Annotated in this window: 15 protein-coding genes; 7 read left to right on the top strand and 8 right to left on the bottom strand. The window is 65.5% G+C overall.

What is annotated here, in order from left to right; all coding sequences use genetic code 11:
- Positions 1-79 precede the first annotated feature (79 nt).
- The 4 genes from ACZK3J_RS09295 to ACZK3J_RS09310 form a co-directional block, all read right to left on the bottom strand.
- Positions 80-1314 (bottom strand): IS3 family transposase gene (locus tag ACZK3J_RS09295; RefSeq protein ID WP_223224739.1). Its coding sequence is split into 2 segments (ribosomal slippage): positions 80-963 and positions 963-1314, totalling 1236 coding nucleotides; the frame shifts between segments, so codons are not numbered across the junction.
- A gap of 315 nt (positions 1315-1629) precedes the next feature.
- Positions 1630-2838 (bottom strand): acetyl-CoA C-acyltransferase, encoded by a 1209-nt coding sequence (locus tag ACZK3J_RS09300; RefSeq protein WP_478476792.1) that lies wholly within the window; start codon positions 2836-2838, stop codon positions 1630-1632.
- 98 nt (positions 2839-2936) lie between these two features.
- Positions 2937-5309, bottom strand: a complete 2373-nt coding sequence (locus tag ACZK3J_RS09305; protein ID WP_478476793.1) for a 3-hydroxyacyl-CoA dehydrogenase/enoyl-CoA hydratase family protein — start codon at positions 5307-5309, stop codon at positions 2937-2939.
- Between the two features lie 39 nt (positions 5310-5348).
- Entirely contained in the window at positions 5349-6002 is a 654-nt protein-coding gene (locus ACZK3J_RS09310) for a TetR/AcrR family transcriptional regulator (RefSeq protein ID WP_006431024.1), read from the bottom strand.
- Positions 6003-6327: 325 nt separating this feature from the next.
- Between ACZK3J_RS09310 and ndk the strand changes: the two genes are divergently transcribed.
- From ndk to der, 7 genes are all read left to right on the top strand, one after another.
- On the top strand, positions 6328-6753 hold the full coding sequence (gene ndk / locus ACZK3J_RS09315; RefSeq protein ID WP_008265389.1) for a nucleoside-diphosphate kinase: 426 nt from the start codon (positions 6328-6330) through the stop codon (positions 6751-6753).
- 10 nt (positions 6754-6763) lie between these two features.
- Complete coding sequence (gene rlmN / locus ACZK3J_RS09320; RefSeq protein ID WP_005409296.1) at positions 6764-7969, top strand: dual-specificity RNA methyltransferase RlmN; 1206 nt, start codon at positions 6764-6766, stop codon at positions 7967-7969.
- Entirely contained in the window at positions 7956-8741 is a 786-nt protein-coding gene (gene pilW / locus ACZK3J_RS09325) for a type IV pilus biogenesis/stability protein PilW (RefSeq protein ID WP_032130491.1), read from the top strand. Before rlmN ends, pilW begins: the two co-directional genes overlap by 14 nt.
- Positions 8742-8759: 18 nt before the next feature.
- Positions 8760-9632 carry a RodZ domain-containing protein gene (locus ACZK3J_RS09330; protein WP_032130492.1) on the top strand — a complete coding sequence of 291 codons (873 nt, stop codon included), beginning with the start codon at positions 8760-8762 and terminating at the stop codon, positions 9630-9632.
- Between the two features lie 65 nt (positions 9633-9697).
- Positions 9698-10336: a YfgM family protein gene (locus tag ACZK3J_RS09335; RefSeq protein ID WP_049399466.1), complete on the top strand. Its 639-nt coding sequence runs from the start codon at positions 9698-9700 to the stop codon at positions 10334-10336.
- Positions 10336-11544 carry an outer membrane protein assembly factor BamB gene (bamB, locus tag ACZK3J_RS09340; RefSeq protein ID WP_032130494.1) on the top strand — a complete coding sequence of 403 codons (1209 nt, stop codon included), beginning with the start codon at positions 10336-10338 and terminating at the stop codon, positions 11542-11544. The genes ACZK3J_RS09335 and bamB overlap by 1 nt, the downstream gene beginning before the upstream one ends.
- A gap of 17 nt (positions 11545-11561) precedes the next feature.
- Positions 11562-12959: a ribosome biogenesis GTPase Der gene (gene der / locus ACZK3J_RS09345; protein WP_049453247.1), complete on the top strand. Its 1398-nt coding sequence runs from the start codon at positions 11562-11564 to the stop codon at positions 12957-12959.
- A 263-nt stretch (positions 12960-13222) separates the two neighbouring features.
- On the opposite strand, the gene ACZK3J_RS09350 is transcribed toward der, so the two are convergent.
- From ACZK3J_RS09350 to ACZK3J_RS09365, 4 genes are all read right to left on the bottom strand, one after another.
- Complete coding sequence (locus ACZK3J_RS09350; RefSeq protein WP_134951838.1) at positions 13223-14440, bottom strand: amidase family protein; 1218 nt, start codon at positions 14438-14440, stop codon at positions 13223-13225.
- Between the two features lie 139 nt (positions 14441-14579).
- Positions 14580-15362: a lysine transporter LysE gene (locus ACZK3J_RS09355; RefSeq protein ID WP_134951837.1), complete on the bottom strand. Its 783-nt coding sequence runs from the start codon at positions 15360-15362 to the stop codon at positions 14580-14582.
- Between the two features lie 95 nt (positions 15363-15457).
- Positions 15458-16093, bottom strand: a complete 636-nt coding sequence (locus ACZK3J_RS09360) for a LysE family translocator (protein WP_049462682.1) — start codon at positions 16091-16093, stop codon at positions 15458-15460.
- A 74-nt stretch (positions 16094-16167) separates the two neighbouring features.
- Positions 16168-16983 (bottom strand): AraC family transcriptional regulator, encoded by an 816-nt coding sequence (locus ACZK3J_RS09365; protein ID WP_049462683.1) that lies wholly within the window; start codon positions 16981-16983, stop codon positions 16168-16170.
- Positions 16984-17009 lie beyond the last annotated feature (26 nt).

Below are 17009 nucleotides of genomic sequence, written 5' to 3' on the forward strand. Positions count from 1 at the left end.
GGAAGGGCGGAATCAAAGGCAAAAACAGTGACTCGTCCTGCCATAGGTTGACACCGATGGGTGGATGGTCCGGCCGCCGTCAGGCGGCCAAAGACGCCCGATGCATCGCATCGGGCGTCTGCATTTTAAGGGACAGGTGGGGGCGCTCAGCGTTGTAGATGTCTACGGCCTCAGCCACCATCTGGCGGGCTTGCCCCAGGTCCCGTGGGCGATGAAGCAGGAACTCGCACTTGAGGATCCCGTTGACTCGCTCTGCCAGAGCGTTCTGATAGCAGTCGTAGCCGTCGGTCATCGAGCAGGTCAGGCCGTGCCGCGCATGGATCTTCTGGTAGTAATCCGAGCAGTACTGGATTCCACGATCAGAGTGATGGATCAGCTTCTGCGGTGTCTTTCTCCCTTTCAGCGCCATCTCCAGCGCCTGAGCTACCTGCTCTGTCTGTAGCGTTTCATGCACGCTCCAGCCCACGATCTTGCGCGACCAGGCATCGGTGACCAGGCTCAGATACACGAACTTCCCCTGCGTCGGCAGATAGGTGATGTCCGCCACCCACACCTGCTCGCTACCGGTTGGTATTACGCATCCTTGGCCAGGTTTGAGCAGATTCGGATGCCTGCGAAAGCGATGATGGCTGTCGGTAGTCTTGTGATAAGCCCGACGTTTCGGTACCAGCAGGCGCGCTTCCCGAAGTACGTCAAACAACCGGTCACGCCCCATGGTGATTCCCGCCGCCTGCAGCTTCGGTCCGATCAAATGGTGCAACTTGCGCGTCCCGATCCGTGGCTGCCGCACGCGGCAATCGCTCACCAGCGCCAGTGCTTTGGTCTCGCTGGCGCGTCGTCGTTGATGCCGGCACCCCGCTTGATAGAACGCCTGTCGACTGATGCCGAAATGGCGGCAAGCCCTTGCCACGCTTACGCCTTTGAGGCGCCCTTGCGTGAGGACTTGCCTGAAGGCTTTTTTACGATGCGCACCCCGTAATCCTCTTTGAGGACATCCACGATGGCTTCGAAAAGCTGTGCTTTCTCGTTGGCCTCCCGCAACTGGACCTGCAGGGCCTTGATCTGTTGTTCCGGCGTCAGCGGCGTGGCCGGTCCACTTTTGGGAGAAGTCGTCATGGGGGCAGATGATGCACCACCTGACCAATCCTGCCGACCATGGCGGCGAAGCCACTTCAGAACCGTGCTGCTACCTTGGATACCGTATCGCTCCTGAGCCTTCTTATAGGTCAGTTCTCCACGCTCGACCTGATCGACCACGGACAACTTGAAGGCCAGCGAGTAATCCCGCTGACTGCGCCTGATTGTTGATTTCATTGAACATTCCTTTTCCAGAGGGAAAAGGTGTCAACCCAATTCAGGACGGGTCACAGAAACGAAAAAGGCAGCCAATGGCTGCCTTTTTCGTTTCCGCGAGCATCCACGCATGGCGTGGCTCTACTGCCCTTGCCTTTGCTCACTCCTCCGCCGCGGGGAGGCTGGAAGGGCCGGGTCGGCAGGGCTGCCCGGGACCGTTGGCGCCATGGATGGCGCCATCGAGCCCCCAGGGACGGGTTCACGGCGTGTCCCGGGCAGTCTCACCCACCCGGGCCCTGCAGTAAGCCGACATCCCGACCGGCAACGCTTTGAACCTTACAGCGCCTCGAAAATACCCGCTGCGCCCATGCCGGTGCCGATGCACATCGTCACCATGCCGTACTTCTGCTGGCGACGACGCAGGCCGTGCAGCAGGGTTGCGGTGCGGATCGCGCCGGTCGCGCCCAGCGGGTGGCCCAGGGCAATCGCGCCACCCAGCGGGTTGACCTTGTTCGGGTCCAGGCCGCAATCGCGGATCACCGCCAGCGACTGCGCGGCGAAGGCTTCGTTCAGTTCAATCCAGTCCAGCTGGTCCTGGGTCAGGCCGGCCTGCTTCAGTGCCTTCGGGATCGCGGCGATCGGGCCGATGCCCATCACTTCCGGGCGCACGCCGGCTACCGAGAAGCTGACGAAACGGGCCAGCGGGGTCAGGCCGTAGTCCTTGATCGCCTGTTCCGAGGCCAGCAGCACGGCACCGGCGCCATCGCTCATCTGCGACGAGTTGCCAGCAGTGACGGTGCCCCCGAACTGGCCGTTGCGGAACACCGGGCGCAGCTTGGCCAGGCCTTCGGCCGAGGAATCCGGGCGCGGGCCTTCGTCGGTGTCGGCGATCTTGTTGCGGGTGATGATGCGCTGGCCATCGGCCAGGTCCGGCAGGTGCGAGACGATCTCGTACGGGCTGATCTCGTCCTTGAAGTCGCCGTTCTGGATCGCGGCCATGGCCTTCTGGTGCGAGGCGAGGGCGAAGGCGTCCTGGTCTTCGCGCGAGACCTTCCACTCTTCGGCGACCTTCTCGGCGGTGATGCCCATGCCGTAGGCGATGGCGACGTGGTCGTTGTCGAACACGCTCGGCGCCATCGCGATCTTGTTGCCCATCATCGGCACCATCGACATCGATTCGGTGCCACCGGCCAGCATCAGGTCGGCGTTGCCCAGGCGGATCGCGTCGGCGGCCTGCGCCACGGCCTGCAGGCCGGACGAGCAGAAGCGGTTCACGGTCTGCGCGGCGATGGTGTTCGGCAGGCCAGCCAGCAGCACGCCGATGCGCGCCACGTTCATGCCCTGCTCGGCTTCCGGCATGGCGCAGCCGATGATCGCGTCATCGATGCGGTTGACGTCCACGCCCGGGGCCTGGGCGACGACGCTGCGCAGCACGTGCGCAAGCATGTCGTCGGGGCGGGTGTTGCGGAACATGCCCTTGGGCGCCTTGCCAACCGGGGTACGGGTGGCGGCGACGATGTAGGCGTGCTGGATTTGCTTGGTCATTGCAGTGATCTCTCGAATTTTTTAGCCGGAGTGCCCACCAAGGTGGGCACCTACCAGAGGCAGAGGGATGCCGACCTGGGGTCGGCACCCGCCATCAATCAGTTACGCAGCGGCTTGCCGGTCTTCAGCATGTGCGCGATGCGGGCCTGGGTCTTTTCCTGCTGGGCCAGTTCGACGAAGTGCTTGCGCTCCAGGGTCAGCAGCCACTCTTCGTCCACCAGGGTGCCGCGGTCGACCTTGCCACCGCACAGCACGGTGGCGATGCGCTCGGCGATCTCGTAGTCGTACGGGCTGATGAAACGGCCTTCCAGCATGTTGACCAGCATCATCTTGAAGGTGGCGATACCCACGTCGCCGGCCACCTGGATGCGGCGTGCCGGCAGCGGCGGACGGTAGCCCGCTTCGGCCAGGGCGCGCGCTTCGGCCTTGGCGATGTGCAGGGCCTCGTAGCTGTTGAACACCACCTTGTCGGTGCTGCGCAGCAGGCCCAGTTCCTTGGCGTTGACCGCCGAGTTGGAGACCTTGGCCATCGCCACGGTTTCGAAGGTCTTCTTCAGTTCGGCGAACACGTCACCGCCCGGGCCCGCGGCCTGCGAGGCACGCACGGCCAGTTCCTTCAGGCCGCCACCGGCGGGCAGCAGGCCGACACCGGCCTCGACCAGGCCGATGTAGCTTTCCAGGAAGGCCACGGTCTTGGCGCTGTGCATCTGGAATTCGCAGCCACCACCCAGCGCCAGGCCACGCACGGCAGCCACCACCGGCACCAGCGAGTACTTGATGCGCTGGCTGGTGCGCTGGAAGTTGTGCACCATTTCTTCGAACTGGTCGACCTTGCCGGCCTGCAGCAGGCCGAGCGCACCGGCCAGGTCGGCGCCGGCGGAGAAGGGTTCCTTCTGCTGCCAGATCACCAGACCCTGGAAGCTCTTTTCGGCAAGTGACACGCATTCCTGCAGGCCGTCCAACACCTGGTCGGACACGGTGTTCATCTTGGTCTTGAAGCTGACCACGGCGATGCCATCACCGTCGTGCCACATGCGCAGGCCGTCGTTCTCGAACACGGTCTCGCCCGGCGCGAACTTCTCGCCCAGCAGCGGATCGGGGAAGCGCTGGCGCTGATACACCGGCAGCGACGAGCGCGGCAGCTTGGCGTTGCGCGACGGGCTGTAGCTGCCCTCGGCGGCGTGCACGCCGTCGCGGCCATCGAAGACCCAATCCGGCAGCGGGGCGTTGCTCATGCTCTTGCCGGCGACGATGTCATCGGCAATCCACTGCGCCACCTGCTTCCAGCCGGCGGCCTGCCAGGTTTCGAACGGGCCCAGCGACCAGCCGTAGCCCCAGCGGATGGCCAGGTCGACGTCGCGCGCGGTTTCGGCGATGTCGGCCAGATGGTAGGCGCTGTAATGGAACAGGTCGCGGAAGGTCGCCCACAGGAACTGCGCCTGCGGGTGCTGGCTCTCGCGCAGCTTGGCGAACTTCTCGGCCGGGTTCTTGATCTTCAGGATCTCGACCACTTCCGGTGCGGCGGTGCGATCAGCAGCGCGGTAGTCCTGCTTTTCCAGGTCGAGGACGACGATGTCCTTGCCGACCTTGCGGAAGATGCCGGCGCCGGTCTTCTGGCCCAGCGCGCCCTTGGCGATCAGCGCGTCCAGCCACTTCGGCGACTTGAAGAATTCATGCCACGGGTCGTTGGGCAGGGTGTCGCCCATGGTCTTGATGACGTGGGCCATGGTGTCCAGGCCGACCACGTCGGAGGTGCGGTAGGTGGCCGACTTCGGGCGGCCGACCAGCGGGCCGGTCAGGCCGTCCACTTCATCGAAGCCCAGGCCGAACTGCTGGGTGTGGTGGATGGTGGACAGGATCGAGAACACGCCGATGCGGTTGCCGATGAAGTTCGGGGTGTCCTTGGCGTACACCACGCCCTTGCCCAGGGTGGTGACCAGGAATTCTTCCAGGCCTTCCAGCACGGCGGCGTCGGTGGTGGTGGCCGGGATCAGCTCGGCCAGGTGCATGTAGCGCGGCGGGTTGAAGAAATGCACGCCGCAGAAGCGGTGGCGCAGCTGCTCGGGCAGCACGTCGGCCAGCTTGTTGATGCCCAGGCCCGAGGTGTTGGAGGCCAGCACCGCGTGGTCGGCCACGAACGGCGCGATCTTCTTGTACAGGTCCTGCTTCCAGTCCATGCGCTCGGCGATGGCCTCGATGATCAGGTCGCAGTCCTTCAGCTGCTCCAGGCCGGACTCGTAGTTGGCCGGGGTGATGGCTTCGGCCAGCGACTTGCTGGCCAGCGGCGCTGGGCTCAGCTTGCCCAGGTTGGCGATCGCCTTCAGCACGATGCCGTCAGCCGGACCCTCCTTGGCGGGCAGGTCGAACAGCACGGTGTCGACGCCAGCGTTGGTGAGGTGGGCGGCGATCTGGGCACCCATGACGCCGGCACCCAGCACGGCGGCGCGGCGGACTAGCAGGGAATTGGACATGGTGTAGGGCCTTTGTTGGTCAGCAGTTACTGGGTGGAATCAAGGGGAAGCGGGCAGGGCGCTGGCGCGTGCGGCGGCGCGGAACCCGGCTTCGGCGAAATGGATCAGTTCGTGGGCGGCATGGGCACGATGCGCCGCTTCGGTGACACCGGCGGGACGCTTGATCAGCCCGAAGTCGGCCATGGCATAGGTGAGCGAGCCGGCCAGGAAATCCAGGCGCCAGTACAGCTCTTCCTTGCTCAGGTCGGGTGCGCATTCGGCAATCGCCTTGCCGAACGCACGCAGCACGTGACCGTAGTGGTCGGACAGGAACTTGCGCAGGTTGTCGTTCTTCTCGGCGTAGGCGCGGGCGATCACGCGCACGAAGGCGCCGCCGTTCTGGCGGTCCTGGGCCAGCGCCAGTGCCGGCTCGACGAAGGCGGCCAGCACCGGGCGCAGCTGCCCGGGGTGTTCGCTGCGGGCGCGCTCGAGCTGCGCCAGGCGCGCGCCGGTCATCTCGTCCATGCGGCGGCGGAACACCTCGTTGACCAGGTTTTCCTTGGAGCCGAAGTGATAGTTGACCGCGGCGATGTTGACGTCGGCCTGGCTGGTCACCTGGCGCAGCGAAGTGCCGGCGAAGCCGTGCTGTGCGAACAGCTCCTCGGCCGCGCCGAGGATCCGGTCCTTGGTCGAGAAGTGGGCGGGTTTGGCCATCGGCGGGCGGACCTTAATCAAACGATTGTTTGATACTAGGACCAGACGGTAGCGTATGGCATTTTGCAGTGCAGCAAAATTGCCAGCAGCGGTCAGAATCCGCTCAGGTGGATGAATGGGCGCAAAGGGTAGTGCCGGCCGCTGGCCGGCAACCGCGGGCAGCCCGTGGGGCGCCAGCCTGCCGGCCAGCGGCCGGCACTACCACCCTGCCGCTTTATCTTTTACAATTTGCCTACGTTTATCAGGCTAAGCCCGCGTCCCGACGCGGGTTTTTTTCATGTTACCCTTCGGGCCATCAGCGGCCCGATTCCATTGGAGACATCCCATGGCGCTGGAGCGCACCCTTTCGATCATCAAGCCGGACGCCGTTGCCAAGAACGTCATCGGCGAAATCTACGCCCGCTTCGAGAAGGCCGGCCTGAAGGTCGTGGCCGCCAAGTACAAGCAGCTGTCGCGCCGTGAAGCCGAAGGCTTCTACGCCGTGCACCGCGAGCGTCCGTTCTTCAACGCGCTGGTCGAGTTCATGATCTCCGGCCCGGTGATGATCCAGGCCCTGGAAGGCGAGAACGCCGTCCTGGCCCACCGCGACCTGCTGGGCGCCACCAACCCGAAGGAAGCCGCTGCGGGCACCATCCGCGCCGACTTCGCCGAATCCATCGATGCCAACGCCGCCCACGGCTCGGACTCGGTCGAGAATGCCGCGATTGAAATCGCCTACTTCTTCGCCGCCACCGAAGTCGTTTCGCGCTGAGAGTAATGCCGTGAACGAGGTCGTACAGTCCCCCGCCATCCAGCCGCTGCCGAAGTCGGCACCCACGGCTGGCAAGCAGAACCTGCTCGACCTCGATCGCGCGGGCCTGGAGAAGTTCTTCGTCGAGGTTCTCGGCGAGAAGAAGTTCCGTGCCCATCAGGTGATGAAGTGGATCCACCATCGCTACGTCACCGACTTCGATGAAATGACCGACCTCGGCAAGGTCCTGCGCGCCAAGCTGCAGGCCCATGCCGAGGTGCTGGTTCCCAACATCGTGTTCGACAAGCCCTCCGCCGACGGCACCCACAAGTGGCTGCTGGCGATGGGCGTGGATGGCAAGAACGCCATCGAGACCGTGTACATCCCGGACAAGACCCGCGGCACGCTGTGCGTGTCCTCGCAGGTCGGTTGCGGCCTGAACTGCACGTTCTGCTCCACTGCCACCCAGGGCTTCAACCGCAACCTGACCACCGCCGAGATCATCGGCCAGGTGTGGGTTGCCGCACGCCACCTGGGCAACGTGCCGCACCAGATGCGCCGCCTCACCAACGTGGTGATGATGGGCATGGGCGAGCCGCTGATGAATTTCGACAACGTCGTGCGCGCCATGAGCGTGATGCGCGACGACCTGGGCTACGGCCTGGCCAACAAGCGCGTGACCCTGTCGACCTCCGGCCTGGTGCCGCAGATCGACCGCCTGTCTGCCGAAAGCGACGTGTCGCTGGCGGTGTCGCTGCATGCGCCGAACGACGCGCTGCGCGAGACCCTGGTGCCGCTCAACAAGAAGTATCCGATCGCCGAGCTGATGGCCTCGTGCGCACGCTACCTGCGCGCCAACAAGCGCCGCGAATCGGTCACCTTCGAATACACCCTGATGAAGGGCATCAACGACAAGCCCGAGCATGCCCGCGAGCTGGCCCGCCTGATGCGGCAGTTCGACAACGCGGTGCAGGCCAAGGATTCGGGCAAGGTCAACCTGATTCCCTTCAACCCGTTCCCGGGTACGCGCTACGAGCGTTCGGAAGAAGCGCACATCCGTGCCTTCCAGAAGATCCTGCTCGACAGCAACGTGCTGACCATGGTCCGCCGCACCCGTGGCGACGACATCGACGCCGCCTGTGGCCAGCTCAAGGGCCAGGTGATGGACCGCACCCGCCGCCAGGCGGAGTTCAACAAGACGCTGCAGGCGGGGAAGGGGAGCGATGCCGCGGCCTGACCGCCTCTGGCTGGTTCTGTTCGCAGGCATGCTGGCCGTTGCGGTCGGCGGCTGCAAATCCCATCCCAAGGCCAAGCTGGGCCCCAGCGAGGCGCCGGTCTACTCGGTCCGTGATCCGGACAGTGTGCGGCGCCAGGTGCGCCTGCAGGACCTGCTGGCCCTGGCCGCCCGCGACATGCAGGTGGGCAACCTCGATGCGGCCGAGCGCAAGGCGCGCGAGGCGCTGAAGCTGGCCCCCGAGTCGCCCGATGCGCTGGTGCTGCTGGCCGGCATCGACGAGCGCCGTGGCCGCACCCAACAGGCTGGCGAGAGCTTCCGCAGGGCTGCCGAGCAGGCGCCGCAGCGCGGGGACATCCTCAACAATTACGGCGCGTGGCTGTGCCAGCAGGGCCGGCCGGCCGAGTCGCTGGTCTGGTTCGATCGTGCGCTGCAGGCGCCGGGCTACGCCACGCCGGCCGAGTCCCAGGCCAATGCCGGGGGCTGTGCGCTGGATGCCGGCCAGTTCGAACGTGCCGAGCGCGACCTGCGTGCGGCGCTGGCAACGCTGCCGGGAAACCCGGTCGCGCTGGAGGCGATGGCCCAGCTCAGCTTCCGCCAGGGCCGCTTCATGGAGGCCCGGGCCTTCGCCGAACGTAGGATTGCGGCTGCACCCGCAACGCGTTCCGTGTTACAACTTGCGTCTCAAATCGAAGCGCGGCTGGGAGATCGGGCGGCATCTGACCGCTATCTTCAGCGCATTCGACAGGAATTTCCGCAGGAAGCGGGCTCCTAACTCCAGGGTTGATGCATTGTGATTGATGACCAGACTGTGAGCGCTCTCGAGACTGCGGCCGGCTGCGGCAGCCGCCTGCGCCAGGCCCGCGAGGCGGCCGGACTGACCCTCGAAGATGTCGGCTCGCGCCTGCGCATGCCGGTCCAGGTGGTCAAGTCGCTGGAAGAGGAACAATGGCAGAAGCTGGGCGCGCCGGTGTTCGTGCGCGGCCAGCTGCGCAGCTACGCGCGCCTGCTGGACGTGGATGTGAGCCAGCTGCTGGAGCAGGCCCAGGTCGGCCCGGTGGTTCCGCCCACCCTGGTCAGCCATACCCACACCCCGCGTGCGCGCCGCATTGCCGAGAATCTCGGCCGTCGCGTGCTGTATGTCGGTATCACCGCGGTGCTGGCGGTGCCGGTGTGGTTCGCCACCCGTGGTCATTTTGATGGCAGTGCGACGCCGTCGCCGAACACCGCTTCGCTGGATGCGATCCCGGCCGCTGTGCCGGTGACCCCGTCTGCCGCCGGCGTCGAGCCGGCCGCCGTGGCTGACGTGGCGAGCGCCCCGGCCAGCAAGCCGGCCGCCACCCCTTACGTAGCCTCGCTGGCCCCGGTGCCGCGTTCAGCCCCGGCACCGGCGGCTGCCGCCAACACGCTGGACATGCAGTTCAGCGGCGACAGCTGGGTCGATATCGGCGGCCCGGACGGCGCTACCGTCGAGAAGGCGCTGATCAAGTCCGGCGAGAGCCGCAGCTTCACGCCGGGCCAGGTGACCCGGGTGACCCTGGGCAACGCCTCGGCGGTCCAGGTTCAGCAGAACGGCGCTATCGTCGATCTGACCCCCTACCAGCGAGCCAACGTGGCACGCTTTCAGGTATCCTCTGAAGGCTCCGTAGTCCCGGTTTCGCACTGAGGCGCGGTTTCACCACCTTCGATTAATTCCAATGGTCCCTCCCGATGGGCGGGGCGAGAGTACGCATGGCGATCGACGATCTGCTCGACGAGCACGAACAAAGTGAACGCGTCCGCAGCTGGCTGCGGAAGAATGGCGCCAGCATCCTCGGTGGCGTAGTGATCGCCATCGGTGCCATTGCCGGTTGGCAGTGGTACCAGAAGGATCAGGGCGGCAAGCTGGCCTCGGCCAATGTCGAGTACCAGAAGGCGCTCGTTGGCCTGCAGCAGAACAAGCTCGACGACGCCTCCAAGGCGGTCAAGGCGCTCGAAGCCGGCCCGTCCAGCATCTACGGCGACCTCGCGGCGCTGCAGCTGGCCAAGGCCCAGGTCGACGCCGGCAAGAACGAAGAAGCCCTGGCCACCCTGCGCGGCGTGAAGGTCGAAGGTGACCTGCAGCGCGTGGTCGACCAGCGTGTGGCCCGCCTGCTGGTGGCCACCGGCAAGAGTGACGAGGCGATCAAGCTGCTGGGCAGCGCCACCGACAGCAGCAGCCTGGAAATCCATGGCGACGCGCTGATGGCGCAGGGCAAGCGTGACGACGCCCGTGCACAGTACGAGAAAGCGCTGAAGTCGCTGGACGTGGCAGCGCCGCAGCGGCGCCTGCTGGAAACCAAGGTTATGGACGCCGGCGGCACCGTTGCCGCCCCTGCGGAGTCGGTTTGATGAGTCAGAAGGTCATGATCACCCGCGTCGCCACCGTGCTCCTGATGGGCATGGCCCTGACCGGCTGCAGCACCGTGAAGGGCTGGTTCGCCGGCAAGGACGCGGCCGCGAAGAAGGCACAGGAACCGGCTGAGCTGGTCAAGTTCGAGCCGACCGTGAAGGTCAACAAGGCCTGGTCGGTCAACCTCGGCAAGGGCGAGCGCCGCATCGGCGTGCGCCAGGGCCCGGCCGTGGCCAACGGCCACGTGTTCGCTGCGGCACTCACCGGTGGCGTGCACGCCATCGACCTGCAGACCGGCAAGAAGGTCTGGACCTGGGAGCCGAAGAAGGAAAAGAAGAAGGCCAAGCTGCGCCTGTCCGGCGGCCCGGGGGTCGGTGAGAACCTGGTCGTGATCGGCACGCTTGATGGCCAGGTCATCGCCCTGGACATCAACGATGGCAGCGAGAAGTGGCGCGCCCGTGTTCCGGGTGAAGTCATCGCCGCGCCGGCCATCGCCCAGGGCGCGGTCTACGTGCGCAGCAATGACGGCCGCATCACCGCGTTCGATGCCGGCAACGGCACCCAGAAGTGGTTCAACCCGAGCGAGCTGCCGGCGCTGACCGTGCGTGGCAACGCGCCGGTGGTGACCGGCCCGGGCGTGCTGTTCATCGGCAAGGACGAGGGCGCGGTTGCGGCCCTGGCCCAGCAGGATGGCCGTACCCTGTGGGAACAGAATGTGGGCAACGGTGAAGGCCGTACCGAGCTGGAGCGCATGGCCGATGTCGACGGTGCGCCGGTGCTGGATGGCAATACCCTGTTCGTGAGCAGCTTCAAGAACCAGACGATGGCCATCGAAGGCCCGACCGGTCGCCCGCTGTGGGCGCGCGACCATGGTGGTGCCGGTGGCGTGGCGGTCTCGTCTGGCAATGTGTTCGTCACCGACAACAAGGGCGGCGTGTTCGGCCTGGACAAGGCCAGCGGCGCGGCGATGTGGTCGCAGACCGCACTGGCCCGTCGCTCGCTGACCGGCCCGGCACTGCACGGCGACTACGTCGTGGTCGGCGACTACAAGGGATACGTGCACTGGCTGCAGACCTCCGATGGTGCGATGGCGGCACGGGCAAAGAGCGGCGGTGACGCCCTGCTGGCCCAGCCAATCGTCGTAGACGGGGTGCTGCTGGTGCAGAACGTTGATGGCAAGCTGACCGCCTTCCGGTTGGCAAATTAAAAATTGGAGTAATCGCGATGCTGCCTTTGGTCGCCCTGGTTGGACGGCCGAATGTCGGCAAGTCGACTATTTTCAATGCGCTTACGCGCACCCGTGACGCGCTGGTCCATGACCAGCCCGGCGTCACCCGCGACCGCAACTACGGTGTCTGCCGTCTGGACGAGGACAATCATTTCCTCGTCGTCGACACCGGCGGTATCGCGGAAGAGGAAGAGGGTCTGGCAGGGGCTACCACCCGCCAGGCCCGTGCCGCTGCGGCGGAAGCCGACCTGATCCTGTTCGTGGTCGATGCCCGTGAGGGTACCTCGGCGATGGACGACGAGATCCTGGCCTGGCTGCGCAAGCTGTCGCGCCCGACGCTGCTGCTGATCAACAAGATTGACGGCACCGACGAGGACACCGTGCGTTCGGAGTTCGCCCGCTACGGCTTCGGCGAGATGCTGACCGTGTCGGCCGCGCATCGCCAGGGTCTGGACGACCTGCTGGACGAAGTGGTCCAGCGCCTGCCGGAAGAAGGCAGCGGCGAAGAGCTGGACAACGATCCGAATCGCATCCGCATCGCCTTCGTCGGCCGCCCGAACGTGGGCAAGTCTACCCTGGTCAACCGCATCCTCGGCGAGGAGCGCATGATCGCCTCCGACGTGCCGGGCACCACCCGCGACTCGATCGCAGTGGACCTGGAGCGTGACGGCCGCGAATACCGCCTGATCGACACCGCCGGCCTGCGCCGTCGTTCGCGCGTGGACGAGGTCGTCGAGAAGTTCTCGGTGGTCAAGACCATGCAGTCGATCGAGCAGTGCCAGGTGGCCGTGCTGATGCTCGACGCCACCGAAGGCGTGACCGACCAGGACGCCACCGTGCTCGGTGCCGTGCTCGATGCCGGCCGCGCGCTGGTGATCGCCATCAACAAGTGGGATGGCCTGACCGAGTATCAGCGCGAGCAGGCTGAAACCATGCTGTCGCTGAAGCTGGGCTTCGTGCCGTGGGCCGAGTCGGTGCGCATCTCGGCCAAGCATGGCTCGGGCCTGCGTGAGCTGTTCCGCGCGGTGCACCGCGCGCACGAATCGGCGAACAAGACCTTCACCACCAGCGAAGTGAACAAGGCGCTGGAAGTGGCGTACGAGACCAACCCGCCGCCGACCATCCGCGGCCATGTCTCCAAGCTGCGCTACGTGCACCCGGCCGGCGCCAACCCGCCCACCTTCATCGTGCACGGTACGCGCCTGAAGGAGCTGCAGGAATCGTACAAGCGCTACCTGGAGAACTTCTTCCGCAAGCGCTTCAAGCTGATCGGCACGCCAGTGAGCTTCATCTTCCGCGAGGGTACCAACCCGTACGAGGGCAAGAAGAACGTCCTCACCGAGCGGCAGGTCAAGGCCAAGCGGCGCTTGATGAAGCACGTCAAGGGCAAGTGATGCAGAAGAAGGCGGCCTGAGGGCCGCCTTTTTCGTTTGTGGTGGTGCCGGCCGCTGGCCGGCAATCCCCCGTGTTCGCAGATACCGGTCGAGGCGGTCCGGCGCCACGTGCCCGACAATGCGGCCTCGAGCATTGAAGAGCTTTCCCCCGCGTGAGCGCCTGGCCTACGGTGCCGTGCTGATTGATGTGCGCTAGGCGGTCGCTGGGGGACCTACCTCGATGTGGAACTCGACGAGGGGACCTTTCAGCGACGGGATTCGACTTATGCAATTCCTTCTATCATCTGCCTGGCTGAGGCCAGCAAGAATTCATCCTGATAATGACCGGCGGCAACAGAGAGTCCAACCGGGCAATTGTCGACAGTCAGCAACGGCATGGAAATCTCGGGCAGCCGCGCGACACCGGAAAAGGCGGTGATCGCCATTGTCCTATCGTAGAAGTCCAGCACGGCCTCCAGCGTCGTCAGCGATCCCTTGAGGGGGGCAATGACCGGCGTCGTGGGGAAGCAGATGACGGTTCCGGGCATGAGGCAAGCATTGATCCTCTCGAAGAACCATTCGCAGCGGGTGATGATGTCGAGTGCGGTAAGCCGGTCGAACGATTGCACATTTCCATACGCCATGGAGAAGGCGAAGCCAAGCTCGGGCTTGTGTGTTTCGATCCAGTTGCCGACCGTGCTCTGGAATTCGGCCGTCTGTAGATTCCGAAGTGCCTTCACATTGCAATCGACTAGCGGAACGTCCGCGCCGACGATCTGCGAGAAGCGGACTGTCTCCGGCACGATGCCGGTGCGGGTGGCGATCGCCTGCAAGACGGCATTCGCCTGGTTTCTCACTGCTTCGTCAGCAATGTCCAGCGCATCGGCGAGGACCAGGATACGTCGCAGCGGCGCCGGCTGGCTTGAGCTGCTGCGCAGCAACACCCGTGTCGCTGCATCGAGCAGGTTCAATGATGCAGCAACGACGCCCACCGTGCTGACGCTCGGCATGAAGGGCAGCACGCCGGCTTCGGAAATCCGGTGCAGGGATGGGCGCATGCCCCAGATACCGCACAGGCTCGCAGGAACTCGGATCGAGCCGCCCGAATCGGTGCCGATGGAGAAATCGGCCACGCCATTGGCGACCGACGCTGCCGATCCACTTGAAGAGCCGCCGGGAATGCGATCTGGAGCCCTGGCATTCACCGGCGTGCCGAAGAATTGGCTTTCGCCGTCGAGGCTATACGTGAATTCGTCCGCGACGACCTTGCCCACGCAGCGCGCGCCCGCAGCCAAAACCTGATCGACGCAAAGCGCATTGAGCTTCGGCGCAGGATGCCTGGCCCGCCAGGCGAGGCTACCATAGGAGGTCTTATGACCCGCTAGATCGATATTGTCCTTCACCGTGAAGGTTGTTCCCTCCAAAGGCCCTGCTCCAAGCGGTGCTATGTCGATCCTTTCGACGATCGAGCCGGACGGATCATCAGGGTAACTACTGTGCATGCTCATCTCGTGGTCGGTTCCGAAGCGTTGTGACGTTTGTCCGTGCGAACATCGGCCTACGAGTATGAAACCCGAAGGCTGCTGTTGCGGGCGCGCTGGGGGCGCCAGCCAGGCATGGGTTTGGTTCTCGATGTCTCGATCAGGGCGGATTGCTGCGACGAGCGCGGCAATGCGGCAACGCGCATGGGATGCCTCGGCCGCGCCGCGATGTTGAAGCCGGTTGCACCTGGCGTGTGGCAGGGATCGATTCCTGCAGCTGCACCTGCCCCGTGATGCTTGCCCAGACCAGGGTCGTACCCAGTGCACCTGCCAGGTACGCCACCGACACCGCCCCGATCAGCAGGCCCGCGGCATGCTCCAGCCATGGAAGCAATCGGCAACACCCCTGTGCCCGGCGCGGATGGCTGCCGAGCCACGCCATCAGCAGGCCGAGCGACAGCGCGACGCCACTCAGGCCGGCCACGTAAGCGGCCTGGGTGCCCGTGTCGGCAACGAGGCCGGTAACCAGGGCTGCAATCGCGAACTGCAGCATCCAGTTGCTGCTGCTGGCGAGCGCCAGCAGGCATCCTGCTTCGGCGTGCCGCCAACGGGAGCGAGCGCGCAGGCCCCAGGGCATCTGCAGGGAAAGCGGAGAGAACGGGGTCAAGCCTGCGTCGCGCAGGCACATGCCCGCCAGGCGCAGCAGCAGGAGGCAGCCCGCGCACTGCATCGCCAGCGTCCACAGGCCGCGGTTTCCCAGCATGCCCGCTGCAACGAAAGCCGTCGCACAGATGACGCCCGTACCGATGGCGATACCGAACGACGCGGCCATGGCGGCGTGCCCGCCGGCGCCCATCGCGGTGCGCAGGATCTTCGCGTGATGCGAAGCAGGCAGGAGCATGGCGAAGCCGTACAGCACCGCGACGACGAAGAACTGCTGCAACGTAAACCTGCCACTGACCTACAGAAAGTGCAGAGTGTGGGCGGGTGTGAACGCGCGGTATTGAACGCCATTGCGACAGGCGCGAATCGCCGGCATCAGCCGGCCCACAGCGACACGACGATCCATAGCGCCAGTGCGATCATCAGAAGCCCTGCGGCCCGCTCCAGCCAGGGCAGGGCGCGTGCGAACCGACGCAGCACCCACGGGTGGCCGACCAGCGCGGCGACCACCAGATCCCAAAGCAGGACGATGCTGAACATCCACGCGCCATAGAAGAATTTCGTTGCGGCGTTGGCCTGCGGGCCGTTGAGCATTGCCGCCAACGTTGCGTAGAACAGCGCATTCTTCGGGTTCAGTAGCGCAGACAGGGCGCCCAGCCCTGCCGCCTTCCACCATCCATGTGCACCGCCCGCTGGCGATCCGGCGGCAGCTTCAGATGCCTGCAGCGTCGTCGAACCCGCATGGCGCAGGAACAGCGTGCCGAGGTACAGCAGGAAGCCGCAGCCCGCCAACTGCACCGCAATGAATCCTGCGCTGCCCGCGCGCAGCATGGCCATTCCAGTGAAAGCCGCCACGATGAAGACGCCATTTCCGAGGGCGATGCCTGCGCAGGCGCCACTGCCGGTGCGCCAGCCAGAGGTGATCGCAGTGCGCGCAACAAGGAAGAAGTCGGGGCCGGGTGAGAGCAGGGCGAGAAAATGTACGGTGGCGATGACCAGGAACTGTTCCATCGGGTCCGGCGGCGGCTGGCGGGGGCGCCAGTGTGGGGATGCGCCGCGCGATGGTATTGAACGTTATTGCAGGCTCAGCGCCGGTACTGGCCCGGGGTCGCACCGGCGTGGGCCTTGAAGACCCGCTGGAAATGACTCTGGTCGGCAAAGCCCAGTGCATGCGCGACCACGGCCAGTGACTGGCCTTCGCACAACCGTCGGCGGGCCTCCTGGATGCGCTGGTCGATCTGCCAGGCGTGTGGGGTCAGGCCCGTGGCACGTCGGAAGGCGCGGATCAGCTGGTAGCGGCTCATGCCTGCCAGCGATGCGAGCTCCTGCAGGGCCGGGGTGTGTTCGAGCCGCTGGCGCAGAACGTCCATCACCGGCTGCACCCGCTGCTGTAGTGCGGCATCTTCAGGCGGGCCGGCGACGGCTACACCATCGTGTTCATCCAGATCGCCGACGAACGCGATCAGGGCCGCTTCCTTGACGCTGACCGGATCGTCGGAGAACAGCGTCTCGTTGAGCTGGCAGTATTGCTGGTAGCGCGGGCGATGGTGGGAGATCCGGATCGGTTCCTGCTGCCAGTCGGGTCCGGGCAGGCCGTCATACTCGGCGCGGACCTCGGCCATCCAGCGCGCATCCAGATGCAGCATCTGGTAGCTCCAGACCTGGCCGGGCAGGGGGTTGCAGGCATGCACGCGGCCTGCGGGTACGCCGACCAGGCTGCCGGGCTGCAGCAGGCGCGGTCCTTCCGCCGCGCCGGTGAACACGCTGTTGCCGGCGTCCACGGCGCCGATCGAGAAAGTGTCATGGCTGTGCGGGCGATGGCAGGCGCGGCTGTCGCACGCCCGTCGGCTTTCGACGAAGGGCATGCGCGGGTCACGCCAGAATTCGGTGGCAGAGTGCATGCAGCGGTTCCGGGATGCAGGGAGCA

The organism is Stenotrophomonas sp. 86428_Sma (assembly GCF_056481585.1).